A 23,558-nucleotide genomic window follows, 5' to 3' on the forward strand; every position below is an offset into this window, starting at 1 on the left:
GCGCAATCGGCGAAGTTCCGGCCACGGCCCCGACCATGAGCCCGACCAAAGTCCCGACCACGGCGCTGCGCAAGGAGCTGTGCACCGGGCGGGCGGGAGGTACGCGGCGTTCGGGTGGGGCTGCGCTGCAGCCCGCCTATCAGGCGTGGTCGGGTTCGTGGTCGCCCACCCCCACCAAGGGGCCCGCGCCGTCGGTGCCCATCTGGACCGTGAGCACGTGGGTGGTCATTGCTCATTCTTGGGCGGGCGATGCGCAATGACTACGCGGCCGGCCAGGGCTCTGCGCAATCGGACGCCCATACGTTGCCTGCGCAGCATTGGGCGGGCCTGCGCAAGGGAACTGCTGAGGCCCGCCGTGGCATTGCGCAGAGTCGGGTTCAGCGTTCCCCGGTCGGTTCGGTTGCGTGGTTTTTCGTGGGAGCTCCGTTCTGCCGGGGGAGGTTGTGGTCGTCGAGGCGGTACTGCTCGGACTGCACCAGATACATGCGGCGGAAGAGGCCGGGGCCGTCGCTGTCGGTGCGCATGAGGTGGTCGAAGGTTCCGTGTTCGGCGATGCGGCCGTGGTCGAGGACGTAGATGTCGTCGGCGTGGCGGACGCTGTGGAGGCGGTGGGTGATCAGAATGATCGTCTGGCCTTCGGCGGCGAGGTTGCGGATCTGGTCGAAGACGCGTTGTTCGGCTTCGGCGTCCAGGGCGCTGGTGGGTTCGTCGACGACGAAGATCTGTCCTTCGCGGTGGCGGGCGCGGGCGATGCCGAGGCGCTGCCATTGTCCGCCGGAGATCTGGTGGCCGCCTCGGTAGCCGCGGGCCAGCAGGGTGTCCCAGCCGCGGGGCAGGCTGGCGATGGTTTCGTCGGCGCCGGCGTATTCGGCGGCGGTGTGCAGGAGTTGGTCGTCGTGTGGGGCGTCGGCGCGGCCGATGGCGACGTTGATGCGGGCGGTGAAGGGCCAGCGGTAGAAGTCCTGGGCGACGACGGCGACGCGGTCGAAGAGGTCGGCGCGCTCGGCGTCGGTGGCGTCGACGTCGTCCCAGAGGATGCGGCCGGTGTCTGGGGCGTAGAGCCCGCAGAGGAGTTTGGCCAGGGTGCTCTTGCCGCTGCCGTTGTTGCCGACGAGGGCGATGATCTTCCCGGTGGGGATGGTGACGGTGACGCCGTCGAGGACGGGGCGGGTGTCGGTGGTGCCGGGGTAGGTGAAGGTGACGTTTTCGAAGCGGATGGCGCCGACCTGCTCGGGCAGTGGGCGGCCGGTGTCGGGGATGAGGCGGCGGTCGGCCTCCTGGCACAGGCGGTCGAGGTCGGCGACGAACAGGCTTTCCTCGTAGAGGTAGTTGAGCTGGACGACGAGGGCTTCGAGGTTGGCGGAGCCGGTGCGGATGGCGATGACGGCGGTACCGGCGACGGCCAGGTCCATGGTGCCGGTCCACAGCAGCAGGCCGAGTACGCCGTAGGTGGCCACGATCGCGAGCCCCGTCCAGGCGGAGGCGATCAGGCCGGTGCGGGCAGCCAGGGAGGCGAGGCGGGTCTGCTCCTGCTCCGCCGTCTCCGCCATGGTGTGGAAGTGCCGGAGCAGGAACGGTCCGATGTTGTGGACGCGTACCTCGGGCGCGGCCTGGGTGTCGATGAGCAGCCGGCCCAGCAGCTGGCCGGCGCGGGCGTGTTGGACCCAGGTGTGGAAGGAGATGTAGCGGCGGCGTGCGATGGTCAGCGCGCTCCACGCGCTGGGCAGCGTCATCACCGCGAGCAGCGGCAGCAGAGCCGGGTGCAGGACGGTGAGCACGCCGGCCGCGGCGATCAGTGCAATGGCCGCGGTGATCACGGACGCACAGAACTTGATCATGCGTCGGGCGGATTCCGCACCCCACTGCGCGGAGTCGAGCAGCTTGTGGAACTCCTCGTCCTCCACCGCGGCCAACTCCACCCGCGCAACTCGCTCCAGGTACTCCTCACTCGCCACGCGGAACACCTTCGGCTCCAACCGGCCGGTGCCGGCGGTGGAGATGGACTTCAGCACGGCGCCGAGGACGGCGGTGACGGCCACGGCGATCAGGGCGGGGGCCGCGGCCGTCAGGCGTTCGACGGTCTCGCCGTGGGCCAGCAGCTGCACGAGCACCCGGTTGACCGCGACCAGGCTCACCGCGCGGGCGATGCCGCCGCCGATCTCCGCCGCGGCGACCTGACGTAGCGCGCCGGGGTCGGCGCGGTGGGCCATCCGGATCGTCGCGCCGATCAGCCGGGGCATCCGCGCGACCATGGCGCGTAGGTCCAACTCCAGGAAGGAGCCGTGGTGTTGGTTCCACCCCATGTCGTAGCGGAGCGGCCCGCCGAACAGCAGCCGCTCCGACTCCGAGACCTCCTGGGCGCCCGCGGTCTCTTTCGCGGAAGTTCCGTTCGCCCGAGTGCGTTGTGCGCGGATCCTCATACGAGTCCTTCCCCCTTGGCCAGTCGATCGAGTGTGTGCCGGCCGCGCTCGGCGACGGGCGGGTCGTTGTCCGTCCCCCACGTGACGGCGCTGACCGCGTCGAACGCGGCCAGGCAGCCGAGCGCGTATCGCTCGATGTCGGTGAGGTCGCGGCCGTAGCCGTCGAGGAACGCCTCCTGAAAATCCGGGCGGTCCCCCCACGGTCCGCAGGCCAACCGCACCATGTCCCACACCGCCCAGGTATGCCGCGCCCGTTCGAAGTCGACCAGTGCGAGGCTTCCGTGAGACCAGAGCCAGTTGCGTTCCTGGAAGTCGCCGTGCGCGTAGGCGGCCGGCAGCAGCCGCATGTCCGGGAGCTGTTGGACGGCGTGCTCGACGATGGCGCGGTCCCGGCCGGTGAGGAGATCCCCGGCGCGGTCCAGGTGCTTGTCCGCCTGCTCGGTCAGCCGGATGACCTGGGAGACGACCTCGGCTCGCGCCTCGGCATCCAAATGACCACCCCCGTGCAGCCGTCGCAGCAGAGCACCGGCGTGGTGGTGCACCAACCGCCGCTCCCCGTCGGAGAGTTCCAGTGCGGGCACCGAGGTGCCCGGCGCTGCGGTCAGCAGCAATGCGAGCTGCTCCGGCAACGTGCCCAGCAAGCGCGGAGCATGCCCCGCACCAAGAGAGGAGACGGCCGACCGGTAGGCCCGGCTCTCGTAGGTGAAGAATTTCGGCGTCGACGCGACCTTCAGGAAGAACCGGTCACCGCCGTCGCAGGTAAGCTCCCACACCCGCGAGGCAACTCGCGGCCATGCCGCATCCCTGACTGCCGTGACCGGCCCCACCACGGATGCCGCCCACGTCCGCAGTGTCTCCGGCAGGGCCTTGCTGCCCGTCATGCCGGCCACCCCATCTCCGTGTACGTGCGCCCGGCCGCGATCCCGGTCAGCGCGACGGCCGTGTAGTCCACCAGCGGCGCAGGCAGCGCACCATAGGGCCACCACCGCAGATCGGCGCACCGGTCGGCTTCGCAGATCACGGGAGTCCCTTCGTAGTCCAGTACGCGGAACAACATCTGAATACGAGCCCTGTGGTCCTCGGCGTCGCGAAGGTGCACGACATGCACGAGGCGCAAGTCCTGTTCGTGCACGGTCACACCGAGCTCCTCCCGGGCCTCGCGCACGGCACACGCGGTGGCCGACTCGTCCTCAAGATGCCCCGCCGGCAGGTGCCAGGTGTCCGCGGCGTAGGCCGAGGTGGACGATCGCAGGCCCAGAAGTACCTTGCCCGCCCGCTCGAACAACAGGTGAACGCCGATGACGTTGAGAACTGGGCGCATAAGGGCTCCTCCGCTGACGACGACTGGGACAGGCGCCTGTACAACGTTGCTGATCAGCGGCACGTCACGGACGAAGCGTCGATCGAAAGTTCGACCTTTCGAGGCGTGGCCTGTCAGGACTGGCTTTGGCTGCCGTGATGCGTAGTTCGAATCACCCGGGTGGAATTCGGCACCCGATCTGGTGATTGCCAGGCGTTCGGGAGGCCATCACAGGTGCGGGACACGTGACCCTTACCAACCGCGGGCGTGCTTCCATGCGGCTCTCCGGACGGACTACGTTCGCGTGCGGAGCGGGGTCGAGGCGATCCGCGCAGGCGGTCACCGTTGCGCAGCCACGGAAGTGGCGAGCACTTGATGGAGTAGCCCAGTTCGTAGCTGCAGCAGGAAGCAGGGGGTCTCGCCGCAAGTGGCTGACGGCAAGGTGGGCCAGAGCCACAGCGGTGTCACCGACGGACAGATGCAAGGTGCGTCGCGCTGATGACTGACGAACGCCAGCGTTCGCCGAGCGTGTAGGCGCTGGATCACGCAAGCAATGTGGGGCGAGCTGGCCGACCCAAGCGCCGCCAGCGCCCTCTGGCAACGCTGCACTACGTGCGAATTGCCGTGACGCAGTCACTCCCGATCCGCCGCCATGATGTCAACGCACTCCTCCAGCGCCGCGTGCAACGTCGGTACGAGGGCGGCGAGTTCGGCGTCCGAGGACTTGCCGCCCTCCAGCACGGCGCCGACGACCGCCACCAGGGCGGTGGCGGCCTCGAGGGTACGGGCGTCAGCCAGTCCCTCGAAGAATCCCCCGGGCTGAGCGACGACGAACGCCACCTTGCCGGTGAGGGGATCGACGCCCACGCTGCGCAGACGACTCATGCTCATGCGGCGACCTCCAAAAGGCACACGGCAACGTGTGCCCAAACGAGTGGCAGATCGTCGACAACAAAGGCGCCCGTCCGGTAGGGCCGTGTCCGATGAGCAGGGGTGCCTCCAGGAACCGGGATGGGTGGAGCGACAGCGCGGAACGGTGCCGTCTCGGCGACGCGGCCCATTCGGCGAGGGGGCGGGAAGAAGCTCGGGATTGCGGCTAACAGGTTGCGCATGAGTCCACTCCTACTCAGTCGTCTCAGGCCTCGGTGAGGAAGTAGCCCGCTTCCCGTCGGGGCCGTTCCACGTCTGTAGCTCAAGATACCGTGGATAACCGTAGATAACCACGGATGCACAGATTGCCGTGGTCACCCACGCTGCAGTCATGGAGCTTGATCGCACGCGTCCGCTATGGCGGCAGATCGCAGCGGAGATCATCCGGCGCATCCAGGCCGGCACGTATCCGCCGGGCACCCGCGTGCCCTCCACTCTGGAGATCGCCCAGGAGTTCGGCGTGGTGAACGCGACTGCGGCTAAAGCCATGCGGCACGTACGGGAAGAGGGCTGGACGCGGGGCGAGGTCGGACTGGGGACCTTCGTAGCCGACCCCCCGCCCACCGCCCCTGACACCCCCTAACCTCAACCAGCCGAAGCCGCTCTCACATCCCCGTCACGGGCTCAGGTCGGCTCATGACGGCAGGCGAGGCATGCTCCGTGTCAGCGAAACAACCGCAGCGCAGAGCGACGGCGTAATGCCGCGCCCCATCCAGGACATGCCGTACCCACCAGACCCCTGACGCGGTTGCGCGACCGGCGCGTCAACCCTTCGATTCGATTCAGCTGACAGACTGAAAGCGCACGGCTTCACCCAGCACCGCGCGGGCGCCCTCGAGGTCGGCCAGGCGTGCCGCTACCGTCGCGACGGCGAGACGTTCCGGGAGTGCGGCGGAGAACTTCAAGCCTCGCACGGCGCGTTGGTCTACATCGGGCAGGACCAGGTTCTCGCCGATGTTCTCACGGGCCGCGCGCCAGCCGGACAGCAAGAGGTCTTCACGCAGGCGCAGCCAACTGTCGGTAGGTCGCTGCAGCGGATCGGTGGCCGACTGCAGGGTGGCCGCCAGCGTGGCATTGGCGCGATAACCAGCCCACGTCCACCAGCGCACGTCCTTGCCAACGCGCGTCACAATTGTGCCGCCTGGGTGCACAGTGTCGGGTGCGTCCATCTCGCGTTGTTCCGCCAAGCACGTTTCCGCACGCCGGGTGAGGGCGACCGGTGGATCCGCGCCCAGCAGTACTTCACGCATGGCACGCGTCAGGGCGTACGACAGTCCGACAACGCCACCATTCATCCACTTGGCGATGCCGCCGCCATCGGCGGGCTCGACAAAGACGCGTTTGCGCAACCAGTCGATGTACGTGACCTGCCAACTGCGTCCACCGAGCAGTAGCCGCCTGGGGCCGGGGCGTTCCTCCGTAAGCACGCTCGGGTCGGTACGGCCGATCTCTGCGCGTCCGGACAGGACGGTGAACTGCGGTGGTGCGGTGAAGGATGCAGTCAGTTCGATGAAGTGCCGCTTGCCGAAGCGGTGTTCTGCCTCGGGGCCGACGAACAGCATGCCGCCGTCGCTGTCGAGGAAACCCTCCTCCGTGAGGAAGCGCAGAATGGGGGCTGCCGACTTGTCGAAGGGGGCAAGGCCGTTCCATTGCCGGTCCCACAGTTGGTCGCCGAGTTTGTGCTGTTGGAGAGTGACGGCGAGCAGTTGCTGGGCCACCAGGTGGCGTGGTTCGGGCGGGGGAACGACGGGTTCCACCCAGCCGCGTGACCACATCAGTAGCAATCCTGCGGCTTGGAGCAGCGTCTCTTTGCGGGTGGTCAGGAACAGGCAGTTGCGCACCGTGCCGGACCGGCGCCCGGTGCGGCCGATACGTTGTAGGAATGAGGCGACGGTGGCCGGCGAGTCGATCTGGATGACGCGGTCGAGGTCACCGACGTCGATGCCGAGTTCGAGGGTGGACGTGGAGACGATGACGCAGTCGCGTGCCTCGGCGAATGCCTGCTCAGAACGGGTGCGCTCGTCGACGGAGAGCGAGGCGTGGGAGAGAAAGACGGTCACCTCCCGCGCACGTAGCGCGGCACCCAACTCCTCGACCTGGCGGCGCGAATCGCAGAAGACGAGCCGCTTCTCTCCCCTGTGCAGCGCGGCGATGAGTTTGGCCGCGTTGTCCAGGGAGCCGACGTAGTCGAGCTCCAATTCGCCTGCCGGCCTGCGAGACGGTTCGGCAACTGCCTGGATGTCCCGTTCTCCGTGATCGGTGGCTGGCAGGTGCACTCCCGGGGCGACTACATGACCAGTACGGCTGTCGGCACCTGCGCCTTGCAGCCAGTGCAGCAACTCGGTGGGATTGCCGACGGTCGCCGAGAGTCCGACGCGCTGGATGCGCCGTCCGGTGACTCGCTCCAGCCGTTCGAGCACGGCGAGCAGGTGCCATCCCCGGTCGTCTCCTGCGAAGGCGTGCACTTCGTCAACGACGACAGCCCGTACTCTTCCCAACAGGCGGGCATGGTCGGTCTTGACCCCGATCAGCATCGCTTCGAGGGATTCGGGCGTGGTCAGCAGGATGTCCGGTGCCTCGCTCCGGATGCGCTGCCGTTGCGATTCTTTGGTGTCGCCGTGCCAGAGCGCGGCCCGCCGCCCCAGCCACTGGGCGTACGCATCGACGCGGCCGACCAGGTTGTTGAGGAGCGCCTTGAGCGGGCACAGGTACAGCACGGACGTGCCGGTCCAGTTCTGCTCGGTCATCGCTGACAGCAGGGGGAAGCAGGCTGCCTCAGTCTTGCCCCCTGCTGTCGGAGCCAGCAGTACGGCGTCCTGTCCCAGCATGAGCGGGGTGATCGACGCTCTCTGCAGCGGTCGCAGATCGGGCCACCCGAGGGTGTTCACGATGTGGTGCAGGACGACCGGGTCGAGCAGGTCGAGTACGTCGGCGCCCTCGTCACTCGGGTCTTTGCCCGCCGGCAGGTGCGCGCCCGCCATCACAGCTCCAGGTCGATGTCGTCGGCCGACGCAGAGTGTCCGGAGACGGTTGCGGCCAAGTTGCGTTCGACGTCGGTGAGTTCGCTGCCGACGACGGTGAGCCGGTAGTGCCGCCGGGGGTCGAAGTCGTCGAACTGGTCGACGCGGTCGAGCACATCCCCGACGAGCTTCTTCAGGAAGAGCCGGGGAGCTACCCCCACCTTGCCGCCCAGCGCTCCACCGACGGCCAGCGCGAGGTCCGCGACATACGCGTCGTCGACGACCTTCCGCACACGCTCTGACGTCTCTGCGGCATCGGCGTACAAGTCGCGGATGGTGACGCCGAGTCCGGCCAGCGACTCCTGGTCGAAACCGGGCAGCCTGATCTGCACCGCTCGGGGGTTGTCGAAGCGCGGCTCGGTGGTGAAGTCGGTGGCCAGGCGCTGAGCCAGCGGGGCCAGGCGCTGTACGCCTTGCTGACCGTCGTAGAAGGCCGGAGTACCTGTGATGACCAGGTAGAGACCGGGGAATCGGCCGGAGTGCACTTCGTCGATGAGTTGCCGTAGCGCGTTGAGTGCCTTGTCGCGGGCGTCCGAGCGCACCCGCTGCAGGGTCTCGACCTCGTCGAGGACGACGAACAGCCCGGTGTGCCCGGAGTCGCGCAGCACAGTGAGGAGCCCTTGCAGGAATCCCAGAGCACCGAAATGGTCGAGGTCACCGCGTACCCCCACGCTTCGGCGAGCGGAGGCCGCGACGTGGGGCTGACCACCTAGCCACGCGAGGACAGCCGCGGCTGTCGCCTCGTCGCCGTCCGCAAGGGCAGCACGGTAGCCGCGCAGAGCTGTGGCGAAGGCCGGGGCGTGCCGGGAGACCTCGGCAAGCCGCGCGACGAGCAGTCTTTCCACCTCGCCCCGAAGCTCGTACTCGCTCGCACCGGCCGCGAGGGCGTCCTCCTCCAAGGCGTAGAACCAGGCGTCGACCACCGGCCGCAGGGCGCTGGGCGGAAAGCTGGAGGTGGCGAGCCGTTCGGTGAGTCGCCGGTAGACCGTTTCCAGCCGGTGCAGTGGAGTCTCGTTCTCGGAGATCTGGATCTCGGCGACGGCGAAGTTGCGGCGCTTGGCCCGCTCCCCCAGCCAGCGGGTGAAGAAGGTCTTGCCGGACCCGTACTCGCCCCGGACGGCCTTGAACACCGAGCCGCCCGACGCCACGGCGTCCAGTTCCGCGTCCAGGGCCGCTTCGAACGTGTCGAGTCCGGTGGCCAGCAGGTCAAGTCCGCTGTCGGGCACGGCACCGCGCCGCAGCGCGTCGATGACGGTACGGCGGCGGGCGGCGCTCACCTGTGCAGGGCGATGGGATCCGGCGGTGCTCACAGGAACCAGTCTTCCATTTCTACGGGTACCGCCGTACGGGGACCGAGGCGGCCGCTGGCCAACCCGCCGCACAGCCGAGAGCCGCCTGCTTGGTTGAATCGGTTGACGGTCACCTGAAGACGCTGATGAAATCACTCTCCGTACATATGCCAGGGTGGGGAGTGGGACGAAAGTGGCGGCACTGGACAATGTGAAGCTGAAGGACGTACTCGCGGACGTGGCGTCGGGCTCCTTACAGTTGCCCGACTTCCAGCGGAACTGGAAGTGGGACGACGACCGGATCCGTGCGATCATCGCGACGGTCACGCTGGACTATCCGCTCGGCGTGGTGATGACACTGCAGACCGGTGGCGCCACCCGATTCCGCTCCCGAAGGCTTACCGGAGCACGCCCGGACGGAGACCCGGCCGCGGACCTCCTCCTGCTGGACGGACAGCAGCGTCTCACCTCCCTCTTTCAGGCCCTGTGGCTGGATGCCCCGGTGGAGACGGCGGATGCCCGCGGCAAGCCCATCGAGCGTTGGTACTACGTCGACATCGCAAAGGCCGTTGGCCCATCAGCGGACCGTGACGAGGCCATCCTGTCCGTCCCGGCGGACAAGGTGCTCCGCGCCGACTTCAACCGCACGGTGGTGCTGGACCTGAGCACCGCGGAGGACGAATGCGCGGCCGGTCTCTTCCCTCTGCATCTCATCTTCGACGCACAGCGTGTGAACCAGTGGAAGAAGTCCTACATCAAGGCGGACGAAGACCGTAACTGGGACCTCTGGGGCCAGTTCGACGAGTCGGTTCTCCAGCAGGTCCGTGCCTTTCAAGTGCCGATGATCCGGTTGGCTGCCTCCACCTCCATGGACGCCGTGTGCGCGGTGTTCGAGCGGGTCAACACGGGCGGTGTGCCCCTGAACGTCTTCGAACTGCTGACCGCGACCTACGCCGGGGACCGTGAGCACGTGGAAGAGACCGGCGACTACTACCAACTCCCTGAAGTGTGGCGGGAGATCAAGCATGGGTTGGCGAGCAAGTACCCGGTCTTCGGCCGTCTGGACAGCGGCATCGAGAACGGACTGAGCAGTATCGACTTCCTCCAGGCCATCGCCCTGGTGCGTACCTGGGAACGGAAGCGGGCGGGCACCGGGGCGACGGTCTCGTGCAAGCGCCGGGACCTGCTGGACCTCCCGTTGGCGGACTTCGTCCGGCTGGCGCCGAAACTCGCCGACGCCTTCGCCTGGGTGGGCGACTTCCTGGAGCGGCAGTGCATCGTCCGCCCGAGCGACCTGCCGTACAAGACCCAACTCGTCCCGCTCGCAGCCGTCCGCGCCATCCTGGACACGGCGTTGGACAGCCTGGGCGCGGAGGAGAAGACCGAGCAGTGGTACTGGTGCGGCGTCCTCGGCGAGATGTACGGCGGCTCCACAGAGACCCGCTTCACCCGTGACGTCGAGCAGCTCGTGCCCTGGATCGCGCAGGACGACCGGGCGCCCGACACCGTCACGGACGCGTTCTTCTTCGCCGATCGCCTCGACAGCCTCACCACGCGCAACAGCGCCGCGTACAAGGGCATCTACGCCCTGCTGATCAAGCAGGGCGCGGTGGACTGGCACTACACGGGCAGCCCGCTCAGCCCCGGCAGACTCGACGAGTACAGCGTGGACGTCCGGCAGATCTTCCCCAAGACCTGGTTCCGTCGGGGCAACAGCCAGGGTCTGCCCACGAACTCCATCGTGAACAAGACCCCGCTGTCCTACCGTGCGGCGATGGACATGACCGGGGCGCCGGCGTCCTACGTGTCCACGATGGTCGCCGCTTCCGACATGCGCCCCGAGTGGTTCGACGATGTACTCGCCACTCACCTCATCGACCCGGACGCTCTCCGCGACAACGACTACGAGCGGTTCTACAACGACCGTTCCAAGCAGTTGCAGGATCTCGTGCACGCTGCCATGGGCAAGAGGACGATGCTCCGGGACCTTACGGAGGGCGACGCTCGATGACGACCGCACCGAGCGGGTCGGATCTCGCCAGGCTCAAGGGCAAGACCGTGCCCGTACAGGACATCCTCGACCTGTTCCGGGTCAGGGTCCGCGATCACCGGACGGTGCACCGCATCTCGCAGGCCCTCACGGACGCCGGGCTGACCACTCTGCCCGACTTCGCCGTCTGCGGTCTGCGTAGCAACGTCGACGTGGTGCCGCTCGCGTCCGTTCCCGCACAGGCCGCCCCCGCCGACGCGGAGGAGGACGAGACGGAGGAGGCGCTGCCCTCGGCCGCCCTTCCGCAGCGTCTTCTACTCGGGGACATTCCGTCGGCGAGGCGTGGCCTGGTGTCCGTGGGTCCCGGCACACCACTGGCGCAGACCACGTTCCTGATGCGTACGAAGAACGTCGCGCAGGTCCCGGTGACCACCGGCATGGCGCAGATCCATGGGGTGGTCACCTGGGGGTCCGTCGCCAAGATGTACGAGGCGGGCAAGCAGCCCACGCTGGACAACGCGATGGAGAAGGACTCCCTTCCGGTCGCCGACACCCGCCAGGAGTTCTTCTCCGCCCTGCCCGTCATCCGCGAACACGGCTACCTCCTGGTCCGGGGCGACGACGGCTGCCTCTCTGGCATCGTCAGTGCCTCGGACGTCACGGACCGCTTCGAGGGCGCGGCACGGCCCTTTTTCATCGTCGGGGAGATCGAGTCCCTGCTGCGCCGCTGCCTGGGCGCGGCCCTGGATAAGGAGACCATCAAGGCCGTCCAGACGAACAAGAAGCCCGAGCACCGGACCGGCCAGGTCTCCGACCTCATGTTCGGCGACTACCTGAGGCTCCTGGACGGGGACCAGACTAAGACGTCGTTGGCCGAGGCCGCCGACGCCAACTGGGAAGCCCTGAAGTGGCCCAATATGCCCAGGGAACAGTTCATCGGCCGGCTGAAGCGAGTGAAGGACATCCGCAACCGAATCGCCCACTTCGACGAGAAGCCGCTTCCACACGACATGCTCGACGAATTGACGACGTTCGCGAAGCTGCTACGGGCATTCGTGACCTGAGGCGGTGTGGCGGCAGAGTCAACCGAACGCCGTCAGGCCGCCCGGAGGCCGAACTGCTCTCGCAGCAAGGCCTCATGGAGCCGTAGCGTGCGCCCGTCAGGCAGCGTCTCCAACACCTGTACGCCGTCGTAGTTGAGGAGCTGCCGCACGATTGCGGCGAATCCGTCGGCTCGGGTGGTGGGCATGCCCGCGCGCTGGGCGAGCGCGGTCACCGGCAGGGTGCCGCCTGCTTCCAGCAAGGCGGTGAGAGCCTTCTTGATCTGTTCCTGCTGCGGCTTGCGGGCCAGACCATCGAGCTGTGCCTGGTACGTCTCCGACTCGAGCAGAGCCGTGACGAGTGCCTCGGTCCGCGAGACGACGGTCGGGGTGAGAAGGGACTCGTCTCCGCCCTCCGTCAGCGCCACGTCGAAGAGCGCGTCCGGTAGCGTCACGGGGACGGGTTGCTTCTTCCGGGGCTTCGCGGTGGCCCTCTTCGCTGCCGTGCCGGCCACCTGAGCCGCGCCCTCGTCCCGGACCGGCCTCCCAGCCTCCTCTGAAGCCCACCAGCTCGGCCGCTGGTCTCCCAACTCCCGCCAGTCCTTGGGCGGTTCCGCCCCGAACGGGAGGAAAGCGAGCACCGGAATGGTGAACTCGGCGAGTGAGGCCCCGCCGTGGTAGCCGGCCTTCAGTGCGGTGTAGCGGGAGTCGGCGTCCCAGAGGGCCACGATGGACGCGCCAGGCTCGGGCCACACCACGCGAGGCCCGGAGAGGGCGATCTCCCGTTCGCCGAGCGGACCGCGGCCGGGGAGGCGGTGGCGCGCGGACGAAGGCTCGGTGGCAGCGTCGGCCTTTCTGCCGTGCCGGTCGATGACATGGCCGTGGTCGCTGGTGACAATGACGGCCATGCCCTGGGCCGCCGCCACCCGGAGCAGTTCGCGCAGTCCGGGTACGTCGTCGACCCGCCAGGCTCCGTCGCCTAGCTTCTGTTCCTTGGCGAGGCGGTCGTCGATGGCGTTGAGGACGACGGCGACGTGCGTCCTGCCGTCGGTCAGCGCTTCCGTGAGCGCCGGGCCGAAGGTGTCGCCCGCGGTCTCGGCGCGCAGGTCGTCCTTGTGGAAGACGGCGGCCGGGGCCCCGCTCCACAGCTTCAGCGCGGGAAAGAGCCGCTTCTCGTCGGCCTGGGTGCCTTTCATCAGGGTGCCCGCGAAGAGCGAGGTCCGGGACACGGCCGTCACGGTGGGCAGGGCGGCGGCCATCGCCCGCCTACGCGGGGTGTCCCCGGCCAGCGGGTCGAACTCCGCCCAGGAACGGCGTAGTTCCTCGCCCAGTTCGTTCGCTATGGCCGCGCTCACGCCGTCGAGAACGAGCAGCAGCACCCGCCGCTCCTCCCCTCGCCGGACGACAGGTCCGACCACCCGGTCGAGGAAGGTCTCGACGGTGAGCATGCTGCCGGGCCGGGTACCGTCCTCGGTCCAGCCGCCAAGCGAGCGCGCGAACGACGCGTCGATCTGCCGCCGCCGGGCCCTGACGCGACTGCCCAAGGTGTCATAGGCGGCCTTGAGCACAGGGTCGGGGTCGCCGCCGGCCTCGATGTGCTCCAGGGCGAGGTCGGCCCAGCCGGTCTCGGCGATGTGCCGCTGTATGGCATCGGCGACGGTGCGGGTGTCGGTGACCGGATCGGTGGCCAGCCAGCGGGCTAGACGCTGCCCCATTCGCGCACGCTCGACACGGGCGAACTCCTCCGGATCCCCGGCGAGCCGGTGGTCTGCCAGGCGCAGTACGGCCTTCGCCACCGCTGCCGTGTCGCCCGTCGCGAGGGCCTGCCCGACAGAGGTGAACCGGGCGTCGAGTCCACCGCGCAGGACGGGGCTCGCCGCGACGGCCGCCTCCGCGCCGAACTGACGGGCCAGCACAGGCGCCCGCTCGAGCACGGTTCCGGTGGTGCGGCGTGCCTCACGGGCCTGCTCGGCGTCGCTCCCGCCGTTGCGGTGTCCGGATGACAGCAGCGTGACCAGGTATTCCTCGGCGGACCGGCCGAAGACGGTGATCAGGGAGTCGAGCTGTTCGCCCACCGCCGGGGGCTGATCGCCGAAGTAGCGCTCGGCACGGCCTCGGGCCTGGTACGTCTCGGGGGCGGGCTCGGCGTGCTGCCACAGCGCCGCGCACACGAGGCCGAAGGCGGCGGCGTCCGCGCCGCGCTCGGCGCCGACGAGAGCGAGCAGGGCACGTCCGGCGAGGCCCGCCTGGTCTTCCTCTCCGAGGAAGTCGGCCAGTCCGGCGCGCTCGGGGCCGCGCAGACCCAGCAGGCGCTCGGGGGCGCCGGGCCGGGTCGACCAGTGCAGCAGAGTCTGCGCGTCGAGCCGGTCGTCGCCAGGACGCCGTGCGCCGCCCTCGGTGTCGTAGCGGCCGAGGCGCAGGCGGCGCTGGGCGAGCGCGGTGAGGGCGTACTGCCGGGACAGCCAGCCACCGGGCACCGGCTGCCAGCCACCGGGCGGGGTGGCGTCGAGCAGGGCTTCGGCGGCCCAGTTGACGTCCTTGAGACGCGGGTCGATCTGCCGCGCGCCGAACGCCTCCCGCACGACGTCCCAGCTGTCGACCGTGTCGATGCGCTGTTTGTGGACGCGGGCGATGATCGCCGGGTCGAGTTCGTTCTGCTCGCGGTCCGTGAGGACGACCAGGACGGCGGGGCCGGGGCGGCGGCCCGCCAGGTGGTCGAGGACGAGTTCATGGACGGCGAGCGGCGAGGGCGCCACTGCGACGCCTGCCGTCCGGCCCTCACCCCAGGTGGGTTCGGCGGGACCGTCCCACTGGGGCGCGGACCGAAGGAGCACAACCCGGCGCCGGCCCCCGCCGTCTCCGGTCAGGAAGGCGGCGAGGGAGGACTGCGAGGACAGGTGCTGGGTGACGGTCGCGGTGTTCAGCCGGACGGCGCCGGGGGCGGCAGCGACGGTGTCCGTCATTCGACGACCTTCCAGGTGATCTCGATGGTCGCGTCCGGGTGGCGGGCGGCCAGCTCGGACAGTTCCGCCTGGAGGTCGGAGGCAGCCCGCGCCACGGTCGTCCGGCGGCCGCCGGACGTCCGCGCGGTGCCGCTGCCTGCGGGAGCCGGTGCGGGTGTCCCCTGGGAGGTGTAGGGGATGCGCGGGTCGCTGGTCGGCGTGTTGAGGGACAGGTCGTCGGCCGTTGGCTGGGGCGCAGCGGGAGGGGGCGGCGGGGTGGCGGCGGCCTGGGTGCGCTTGATCAGGGCGACGACCTCGCGCTGGGTACGGGTCAGAGCGTCGCGCAGGTCCGCGGTGCGCTGGTCGTCGCGGGCGACGTTGCGCAGCGAGTCGAGTAGAGCCGCGCCCTCGGGGCCGAGTCCGGCGGCGAGTTCCAGGGTGCTCCAGGGCGCGGAGGCGACGGCCTCCGCGACGCCGCGGGCCTGCTTGATGGAGGTCCCGTACCGGTCGGCGCTGGTCTCGCCCAGGTCGAAGGAGGCGAGGGCCTCCACGGTCTTCTTCGCGCCGGCCGCGCCCTTGCCGGCCTCCGCCGTGAGGGCGTCCAGCAGTTGCAGGGAGCGGCGGGCGAGGGCGAGTCGTCCGGTGTCGGCGGTCTGGTCGAGGCCGAGGAAGGAGGCGTGGGCCTCCAACTGGTGCACGAGATCGGCCGCGTGGTCCCGGTGGGTGCGGGCGGCCTCGATGATCTGGCGGGCGAACTGGTTGACCATCCGGCCGCGCCGCAGGGCGGGCGCCTTCTGCCCGAAGATCGTCTCGAAGCGTTGGCGTGCCGTGTCCCAGTCGGTTTCGGCGGGCAGCGGCTGGCTGCGCAGCGCGTCGTGGTCCCTGATCGCGGACAGTTCGGGCGCGGGGTCGAGTACGGTGCCGCCGCGCACCCACACCCGGTCGTCCATCTCGGCGAAGGCGGCGACGACGAGCCGGGCGAGGAAGTCGGGCAGGCCGCGCGGGTCGGGCCTGTCCGTCCAGTCGGTCAGGGTGATCAGGGACAGGTCCCCGGTGACGCCCTGGGCGCTGGCGAGCTGGCGGAAGTGGTCGGCCCAGTAGCGGGACAGCTCGAAGTACGCCTCCTTCTGCTGCCCAAGCCGCAGGGGCCCGGCGATCCGCTGCATGAGTTTGCGGTCGGCGGCCGGGACCTCCACCCGCCCGTCCCGGGCTTCGGCAGCGGCCCGGACATGAGTGAAGACCTTCTTCGTGTCGATCGGCTTGACGGCGATACCGGTGGCCTCGGGGTCGAGGTCGGGGTGCGCCGGGTACTGGTGGGCGAGCAGCTTGCCCGCGACATGGCGGATGCCGTCGTGCAGGCTCTGCCCGAAGGACAGGGTGAGGCTGTCCACGTCGGGCAGCGCGACGAGGTGGTCGTCGAAATCGGGTACGACGTCGGCGGCCTGCTTCTGGGCGAGACCGTAGGCCTGCTTGAAGGCGCCCTTGACCTGCTTGAGCAGGGCCTCGCGCTGGGTTTCGAGGAGACCCTTGGCGCGGCTGCGGTTGTCTGCGTTGAGGTGGCCGGCGTACTGGGTGTCGAAGCGGTGCTCGTCGGCCAGGGCCTTGTCGATGACGACGAGGCGCCGGAAGTCGGCGAAGCGCTGCGCGGACAGGTGGGCGGGCAGCCAGGCGACGGTACGGGACCGCTCGCCCTGCTGGCGCTCACGCAGCCGCCGGATCCGGTTGACGTCCTCGACGGGACCCCACTCCCCCTCGTCGAAGGGGAGGTCTATGGCGATACGCCAGTGGCCGTCTTCCTGCGGCATGAGGTCGTGGTCGGGCAGTTCGTCCTCGTCGGCTACGTTGCCGAAGACGATCTCGGCGGTGCGGGCGGTGCCGCGCCAGGTGAAGCTGAGCTGGTCGCTCAACTGGCCGTGTTCAACGCCCAGTTCCTCGGACAGCAGGCGGCGGGCGAGCGCGGCCCGGTTGCCGGGGTTGTCGTTGACCTGGGCGTTGGCGATGACGGAGTCCACGTCGACGCCGGAGAGTTCGAGCCGTACGCCCGGGTTGGCGTCGGTACCGGTCTCCTTGATCTCAGGGAACCGGGCCGCCCACTCCGCGACCTTGTTCTTGATGATGCCGACCTCGGCGCCCGGAATGGGCGCGAGGACCGAGCCGTGGTTGAGCGCGCCGAGCCGCCGGATGGTCAGCTCGGCCAAGGCGGGCACGCTGGGTGCGAGGGCGGACAGCAGCAGGGTGCACACGAGCTGGTTGTCGCCGACGAACATGCGGCAGCGGTTGGCGCGCTGCGGGTCGGTGATGGCCTCGGGCCGGTTGACGTACTGCTCGACGTCGTCCTCGGTGATGTCGTACGAACTGAGCAGGTACGGCCGCAGCTTGGTCTTGTACAGCTTGTCGGCGGCCTCGAAGACGACCTTCAGGCTGTCGGTGAACGGCTTGTCGCCGCCCTCGGCGATCACCGGGTAGAGGTCACCGACCGGGATGAGCTGCCCGAGTCGGATCTCGTTGCGGTGATCGGCGAGGAGCTGGCCCATCAGCTTCAGACCGGTACGGGAGCGCTGCAGCGCGGACGAGATGTGGACGAGGGTGTCCATGAAGGCCGGCGAGAACGGGTACGTCAGCCGGAAGGACTCCGCGTCCGCGCCGGTCGTGCCCTTCTCCGAGCCGAGGAGGGTGTCCCAGACCTGGGTGCCGACCCGCTTGGTCTGCTCGAAGGCCGCGTCGACGAGCCGTTCCGCCTCGGCGTCCTTGGGCTTGAGGAGGCGGGCGTGGGCGATCTGCGGGAGGTTGCGGTCCTCCAGAGTGATCTTGTCGAAGCGGCCGGAGGCGAGGTTCAGGGTGTCCTGGATGGACGACTCCGCGGCACCGGAGACTTCCTCACCGACGAGTTCGCGCAGGTCGCGCTGGCGGGCGATGAACGACACGACGGGAATAGCGCGGCGGGCGTCGCCGCCCTCCACGAAGTTCGTGATCTTGCTGGCCTCGCGGGCCACGAACTTCTGGTCGTGGATGAGGGTGGCGAGCCAGAGGATCAGCTCGTCCATGAACAGGATCAGGCCGTCGTAACCGAGCGACTTGGCGTGCTCGGCGATGACGGACAGACCGGCGTCGAGCGAGATGAAGCCGTGCTCGTCCTCGACGGCGTTCTTGGCGAAGCCGGGCAGGAGGTTGGTGCTGGCGTCGTTGACGAGCTTGGCGCGCAGCTCGGCCGGGGTGGAAGGGTTGCGGAGGTCGAGCGGCGTGCCGGCCTCGTGGTTCTCCTCGGCGGCGAGCGCGGTGTCCAGGAGCTGCGGGGTCCAGGCGAAGCCCTCGCCCCACTCGTCCTCTTCGCCGTCGTCCACGTCGCTGGTTCCCAGTCCGCGGATGACGGCCTCGTCGCCCATGTTGGCGCGCATGGCGCGGATGTCGGCGAAAAGGGAGTCGGTCCGGTACACCTGCGGGGTCGGGGCGTCCGGGCGCAGCTTCTTGACATGCGTGACGTATCCGCCGAGCACGCGCTGTTCGAGGGCCTTCGCGCCGAGCATGTGGTACGGCACGAGCAGGAACTTCTTGCCGTCCGTCGTCAGCCACTCGTGCTTGGTCAGCACCGGGTCGAACTCGGTACGGGCGCGGGCGGCCGGGTCGCCGCTGAGCAGCGCGTACAGCACGGCCATGAAGTGCGACTTACCGGAACCGAACGAGCCGTGCAGGTAGGCGGCCTTGGAGCGGTGCCCGTCGAGCGAGGACTTGATGAGCTTCAGCGCCTCGTCGAAGTTCTCCAGCAGCCGCTCGGTGACCACGTAGTCCTTGAGCGCGTGCTCGGCGCCCTCGGGTGTCGTCGCCTCGGCGAGGGACAGCACGAAGTCCGAGGTGGAGATGGACTCCTTGATGTCGATGACATCGCGGAGGAGGGGCTGCTGCGCCATTGCGGGTCTCGCTCTCCCTGACGGTGTTCGGTGCTGCTGTTCGTGCTCGGTGTCGTGCGGGGTCCGCCGCCGAGGCCCGAGGCCGGCTCGGGCGGTGGGGCGGGGCTCAGGGGTACGGATGGCCGGTGCGGCGGGCCGGCTGTCCTGGCCGGTGGCGAGGACGGAACCGGCGATGCGGTGACCGGACGGGAAGGACGCTCACGGCGTTGGCCGGGTCAAGGTAGACGGGTTGACGGCGTCTGCACTTTTCGTCCCCCTCGTACTGAACGTCACCCATACGGCCTGCGCATTGCACCCTACATCCGTACCCCCATCGACCCCGTGCCGTATACCCTCACGCACCGTCCGTGCGGACCGCTCCCGTCCCGCCGTAAGCTCTACGGCCGCCATCGCCCCGACCGGTAGGCGTCCAGCAGTCGCCGGCTCGCGACCGTGAAGGGGTGTTCGGGGCCCAGGCCGCGTTCCCGCCGTTCGACGACGTCGCTCATCAGCGCGATCCCCTCGTCCACCTGTCCGAGCGCGGCTCGGGTCCGGGAGAGGAGTTGCCGGGCGGCGAGCACGATCGGGTACTCGGGCCCGAAGCGCCGCACATACGTCTCGGCGACCCGCCGGATCTCCCGGTCGGCCTCGTCGAAGCGGCCCAGGAGGTACAGCGCCCACGCGTGGTTGTGTCGGGCGCCCAGTGTCACGGTGTGGTCGGGGCCGAGGGACCGGTCGCATTCCGACGGCAGCGCGAGCAGCGTGCCGCCTTCCTCGGTGACCACTTCGGCGGCGGGAAGCGTCTCCAGCAGGCTGGCGCGGGCCCGAAGGGTCAGCGGATGCGTGGGGCCCAGCGCCGAGCGCCGCCCGGCGACGCTTTCCCGGAGCAGGGCGACGGATTCCTCGCGTCTGCCGAGGTTCGCCAGTACGAGCTGGAGGCCGTAGCCGCTGTCCGTGGTGTCGGGGTCGTCGGCGCCGAACAGGCGCTCCTGGGTGTCCCGGACCGCGCGAAGCGCCGCTTCGGCTTCGGCGTACCTGCCCAGCCGGAACAGTGCTCGCCCTGCCCTGGAACGGGCGGCGAGGACGGTACGGTGCTCCGCGCCGAGGAGTGGCTCTGCCAGGTCCGCCGCGCTTCGGGCGGTCTCCCAGGCGGAGAGGTAGTCACCGGTCCGGTGCAGGGCGACCGACAGCCGCGTCGCGACGGCCAGGGCGTCGACGGCGGACGGCCCGCCGATGTGCCGCAGCAGGGCCAGCGCGTGAGGTACCAGCAGGCGCAGCCGCGAATCGTGCGGACCCGCGTCGGGTACGCCGGGCACGGCCGCGTCGAGCAGCCGGACGGCTGTCGTGTCGAGGGCGGGCACCAGGTCCGCGGGGGTGGCTGCCGAGACGCTGTCGAGCAGGATCCCGTGACTCTGTACGCAGCGCGTGCCGGCGGCGTCGACCAGTTCGGACAGGGACTGGTCGAGGAGGGCTCTGAGGGCTGTCTCGGTCCGGGCACGAGGCAGTACAGCGCCGATGCCGGCGTGGTTGAGCAGAGTCAGCGGCAGCGGCTCGGCGGCGAACCGGGCGAGCAGTCTGAGCAGGGCCGCCGCTTCGGGCAGTCCGCGCGCCTCGAACGCGTCGAGGGTCAGCTGCCAGGTCAGGCCGACCAGATGCCGGGGGTCCGCTTCGGACAGTGCGTCGGCTCCCCGGTCGATCAGCCGGACCCGTTCGTCTCCGTCGAGCTGGCCCCTGTAGGCGTCCATCGTCCAGGGGTCGATGACCTGGTGGGAGAGGAAGCCGCCCGCCAGAGTGAGGGCGAGGGGCAGCCGCCCGAGCCGGTCCGCGACCCGCGCCGCCTGCTCCGTCGTACCGCTGTGCGGGGCGAGATCGCGCAGCACGAGCGCGGCGTCCTCGCGGGGCAGTACGCCGATGTACTGCAGCTCGGCGCCCGGCCACCACCGGGCCGCCGCGCGCCGTGTGGTCACCAGGACGGTGCCGCGCGGGCTGGTGCGCAGCCAGTTGCCGTCCCGCAGGATCTCGGGCTCGTCGGTGTTGTCCAGGACCAGTAACCAGGGTTCGGCGGAACGGTCGAGATACGTCCAGACGAGATCGGCGGCGGGTCTGAGGCCGTTGCGTGCGGCGAGCAGTTCGCCGTCGCCCGCTCCTCGGTCGGCGGCGACGGCGAGCATGCCGGCGCGCAGGCTCGCACGGTCGGAGGCGTTGACCCACAGGCCCACCCGGCCCTGTGCTCCGGTGACCTCCTGGAACAGGGCGCAGGCGACCGCGGTCTTGCCCGAGCCGCCCATGCCGTACAGCACGTAGACCTGGCCGCCGCACTCCGCCTCGACGCTCGCCCGCAGGCGTTCCATCACCTCGCTGCGGTCGCGGAGCGCGACGGGGGGCCGGCCGACCGCCGGGCGCCGCACCGAGTCCGGTCCGCCGTGCTCCGGCCCGTCACCGCCGTAGTGGTGGTGTTCGCTGATGTGCTGGTCGCCCCGCGACTGGTAGACACGTCCGTGGTCCTCGGCGTGGCCGTCCGTCCCGCCCGTCATCGCTCTGCGATGTGCTGGTCACGTCCCGCTTGGTAGACCCGGGCCTGACCGGACGCGGTGGCGTGCTGGGTGATCTGTCGTGCGGCCGAGCCATCGGGGTCGAGTTGGTCCAGCAGTGCGCGCAGTTCCTCGACGGCGGCGGGCCGAGCGACGAGCAGCCGTCGCACCAACCCCTGCCACTGCAGGCGCAGTTCGTCCAGGGTCTCCTGGTCGTCCGCCGCCAGGGCAGCCAGCACGTCCTCACGGCCGGCGTCCAACTCGGCGGCGACGGTCTCGGCACGCTCGGGTTGCGTTCGGCGCCAGAGCTGTGTGATCCCGTCACGCACGCGGTGCCAGGCATCGGTCGCCATCAACGTGACCAAGGTGGCCCCCGCGCTCTGTGCGAGCACGGTCACTTCTGGGTCCACAGCCGCCCCTCCGTTCACCCGATTGTCCGACAGCACAGATGGGAAGTGTCACCTGTCAGGCATTGCCGTGATTTTCTTTCCGATCATTATCATTCCAGCCCCGAGCGACACGAGACAAGGAGGAATCAATCCTCGCCATTACCCCTTCGGACGGGTTCTAACACATGGTCAGACGGGTAAGTTGCACGCTACAGTGAGACATCCCGATCGATCGAGGGGGCGATGGGAATGGCCAGGCCATGGGAAGCAGATCCGGACACAGGTTTCAAACAGCGCCTGGGAAAATCTCCCCAGGAGCTCGGAAACACAACCGGCACTCCTGACTGCCCGGACATCTGGGAACTCACCAACGGTGACATCGCTGTCATCGGCCGAGACCTGACCCAGTCTCTTGGCAGGCACCTCCCCGACGGGGTCTCGATCGGGTCGGACGAGCGCCTCGTGGTCATCCCCCGGAACATGCTCATCGCGGCGAAGCCGGACATCCCAAATGTTTGACTCCTTCCGCGCCGGCACCTCCGAACGCCTGGACCGCCCCGCCTACCACGCGGACTTAGGCCGGGTCTACTCCAGCGGGATCGGCTTCCTCAACAAGCTCGAGCGAGGCCAGCACTTCCAGGAGCGCGGCTTCCCGAGCTGGGAGGCCTTCGCCGACGGCGACTGGGAGAGGGCCCTGTCCCTGGCCGACGAGAGGCGCGAGGAGTACGCCCAGGAGCTCCGCCAGGCGTCGCGACTGGGCGTCAGGCAACGCCGCCTCCGCGTCGTGGAATTCCCGATCACGCCGTATGTGCAATGGGAGTTGTTCGTCCTGCGCGTACGCGTGGATGTGGGCGACGACATCAAGGTCCTCGACGCTCGCGATATTTCGCACATCGAGCGGACTCGCCCGGTTCCAGAGGTAGTGATTCTCGGCGATGTAGTCATGTACGAGGTCGTTTACGACGAGGATGGAAATGCGGCCGGAGCCAACCGTTACACCGACCGCTCACTGATCCGGGAGACGAACGCCGGATTCGATGCTCTTTATGAGCGCGGTGAGGAATTCCGCGATTTCTTCGACCGGGAGATCGTCACCCTGGCCCCGCCCCGGGTGTCCGGTGCTCCGACGGGTGTGCGCGGTTCGCGGTGATCAGTTGGGCGGGATGACGAGCGAGCTCTCATGCCAACAGATCATCGCGCCCGGAGATGACGAGAACGCTCGCGGCATCAGCCGCCCCTTCGAGGGCTGAGGAGTGCGCTCGCGCTGTCAAGGCTGGGGTTCCTCCAGCTTGATGGCAGCGTCGTCTGCGCCGTGCTGGTCGGCGTGTGCTGTGGCGAAAGGCTCGTCGTCTTCCACGACTTCGCCGTCCACGACTTCCCCCTCCATCACTCGGTGCGACGGCTCTGCCAGCGGCAGGCTGGAGAGGTGCTTCTTGAGCCTCTTGGCCATCGGAAGGTAGGTCGCAAGGGTGAGCCCGCCGGAGACGACGGCGCCGACGAGAGGGATGGCCTTCGAGACGGCCTTCGCGAAGGACTGCTTCGTCATCTGGACGCCGAGGTAAGCCGCGACCTTTTTCACCATCGGGTAGATGACACCCTGGGTGAGTGCCTTCTGGGGCAACTTCTTGGCGACCTGCTTCGACATCATCCCGGCGACCTTCCCCACGGCGGCGTTCGCCGACTGGGTTCCGAACATCACGCCGAAGAACAGTGTGAGCACGCCCATGGTGTTGAGCGACATTCGTTGTGACGATGACGGCGTCAGTCGTTTTGGTGTTGGTGAGCGACGGGAAGGGCCGGTCCGACGGAGTCGGACCGGCCCT

15 protein-coding genes and 1 pseudogene are annotated in these 23,558 nt (G+C 69.1%); 5 read left to right on the forward strand and 11 right to left on the reverse strand.

Features of this window, described 5'->3' with window-relative positions; genetic code table 11:
• Window positions 1-377 precede the first annotated feature (377 nt).
• The 4 genes from ACIRPX_RS35985 to ACIRPX_RS36000 all read right to left on the reverse strand — a co-directional run bounded on the left by ACIRPX_RS35985 (window position 378) and on the right by ACIRPX_RS36000 (window position 4,611).
• A complete protein-coding gene (locus ACIRPX_RS35985; protein WP_404203207.1) occupies window positions 378-2,420 on the reverse strand; it encodes an ABC transporter ATP-binding protein in 2,043 nt (680 codons plus the stop codon).
• Window positions 2,417-3,301: a phosphotransferase gene (locus ACIRPX_RS35990; protein ID WP_404203237.1), complete on the reverse strand. Its 885-nt coding sequence runs from the start codon at window positions 3,299-3,301 to the stop codon at window positions 2,417-2,419. Before ACIRPX_RS35990 ends, ACIRPX_RS35985 begins: the two co-directional genes overlap by 4 nt.
• Window positions 3,298-3,741 (reverse strand): NUDIX domain-containing protein, encoded by a 444-nt coding sequence (locus ACIRPX_RS35995; protein ID WP_404203209.1) that lies wholly within the window; start codon window positions 3,739-3,741, stop codon window positions 3,298-3,300. The genes ACIRPX_RS35990 and ACIRPX_RS35995 overlap by 4 nt, the downstream gene beginning before the upstream one ends.
• Window positions 3,742-4,353: 612 nt before the next feature.
• Window positions 4,354-4,611: a hypothetical protein gene (locus ACIRPX_RS36000; RefSeq protein WP_404203211.1), complete on the reverse strand. Its 258-nt coding sequence runs from the start codon at window positions 4,609-4,611 to the stop codon at window positions 4,354-4,356.
• Between the two features lie 370 nt (window positions 4,612-4,981).
• On the opposite strand from ACIRPX_RS36000, the gene ACIRPX_RS36005 reads away from it, so the two are divergent.
• Entirely contained in the window at window positions 4,982-5,233 is a 252-nt protein-coding gene (locus ACIRPX_RS36005; RefSeq protein ID WP_404203213.1) for a GntR family transcriptional regulator, read from the forward strand.
• Window positions 5,234-5,432: 199 nt separating this feature from the next.
• Here the strand turns inward: ACIRPX_RS36005 and ACIRPX_RS36010 are convergent, their stop codons facing one another.
• A complete protein-coding gene (locus ACIRPX_RS36010; RefSeq protein WP_404203215.1) occupies window positions 5,433-7,631 on the reverse strand; it encodes a DEAD/DEAH box helicase in 2,199 nt (732 codons plus the stop codon).
• Window positions 7,631-8,980, reverse strand: a complete 1,350-nt coding sequence (gene brxD, locus ACIRPX_RS36015; protein ID WP_404203217.1) for a BREX system ATP-binding protein BrxD — start codon at window positions 8,978-8,980, stop codon at window positions 7,631-7,633. The genes ACIRPX_RS36010 and brxD overlap by 1 nt, the downstream gene beginning before the upstream one ends.
• A gap of 172 nt (window positions 8,981-9,152) precedes the next feature.
• Between brxD and ACIRPX_RS36020 the strand changes: the two genes are divergently transcribed.
• Both ACIRPX_RS36020 and ACIRPX_RS36025 read left to right on the forward strand, forming a co-directional pair.
• The gene (locus ACIRPX_RS36020) at window positions 9,153-10,970 is read left to right on the forward strand and encodes a DUF262 domain-containing protein (protein ID WP_404203219.1); all 1,818 of its coding nucleotides are present in this window, start codon (window positions 9,153-9,155) and stop codon (window positions 10,968-10,970) included.
• Entirely contained in the window at window positions 10,967-12,013 is a 1,047-nt protein-coding gene (locus ACIRPX_RS36025) for a CBS domain-containing protein (RefSeq protein WP_404203221.1), read from the forward strand. The genes ACIRPX_RS36020 and ACIRPX_RS36025 overlap by 4 nt, the downstream gene beginning before the upstream one ends.
• Before the next feature lie 32 nt (window positions 12,014-12,045).
• On the opposite strand, the gene pglZ is transcribed toward ACIRPX_RS36025, so the two are convergent.
• From pglZ to ACIRPX_RS36045, 4 genes are all read right to left on the reverse strand, one after another.
• On the reverse strand, window positions 12,046-14,952 hold the full coding sequence (gene pglZ, locus ACIRPX_RS36030) for a BREX-2 system phosphatase PglZ (RefSeq protein ID WP_404203223.1): 2,907 nt from the start codon (window positions 14,950-14,952) through the stop codon (window positions 12,046-12,048).
• Window positions 14,949-18,836: a phage resistance protein gene (locus tag ACIRPX_RS36035; protein ID WP_404203225.1), complete on the reverse strand. Its 3,888-nt coding sequence runs from the start codon at window positions 18,834-18,836 to the stop codon at window positions 14,949-14,951. The genes pglZ and ACIRPX_RS36035 overlap by 4 nt, the downstream gene beginning before the upstream one ends.
• Window positions 18,837-19,213: 377 nt before the next feature.
• On the reverse strand, window positions 19,214-21,349 hold the full coding sequence (locus ACIRPX_RS36040; protein WP_404203227.1) for a tetratricopeptide repeat protein: 2,136 nt from the start codon (window positions 21,347-21,349) through the stop codon (window positions 19,214-19,216).
• Complete coding sequence (locus tag ACIRPX_RS36045) at window positions 21,346-21,756, reverse strand: hypothetical protein (protein WP_404203229.1); 411 nt, start codon at window positions 21,754-21,756, stop codon at window positions 21,346-21,348. Before ACIRPX_RS36045 ends, ACIRPX_RS36040 begins: the two co-directional genes overlap by 4 nt.
• Before the next feature lie 228 nt (window positions 21,757-21,984).
• Between ACIRPX_RS36045 and ACIRPX_RS36050 the strand changes: the two genes are divergently transcribed.
• Both ACIRPX_RS36050 and ACIRPX_RS36055 read left to right on the forward strand, forming a co-directional pair.
• Window positions 21,985-22,254: a hypothetical protein gene (locus ACIRPX_RS36050; protein WP_404203231.1), complete on the forward strand. Its 270-nt coding sequence runs from the start codon at window positions 21,985-21,987 to the stop codon at window positions 22,252-22,254.
• Entirely contained in the window at window positions 22,247-22,885 is a 639-nt protein-coding gene (locus ACIRPX_RS36055) for a DUF6879 family protein (protein ID WP_404203233.1), read from the forward strand. Before ACIRPX_RS36050 ends, ACIRPX_RS36055 begins: the two co-directional genes overlap by 8 nt.
• Before the next feature lie 117 nt (window positions 22,886-23,002).
• On the opposite strand, the pseudogene ACIRPX_RS36060 reads toward ACIRPX_RS36055, so the two are convergent.
• Window positions 23,003-23,464 (reverse strand): annotated as a pseudogene (locus ACIRPX_RS36060) (hypothetical protein); the annotation flags it as partial.
• Window positions 23,465-23,558 lie beyond the last annotated feature (94 nt).

The sequence above is a fragment of the Streptomyces sp. NPDC101225 genome, assembly GCF_044767585.1.
Classification (GTDB): domain Bacteria; phylum Actinomycetota; class Actinomycetes; order Streptomycetales; family Streptomycetaceae; genus Streptomyces.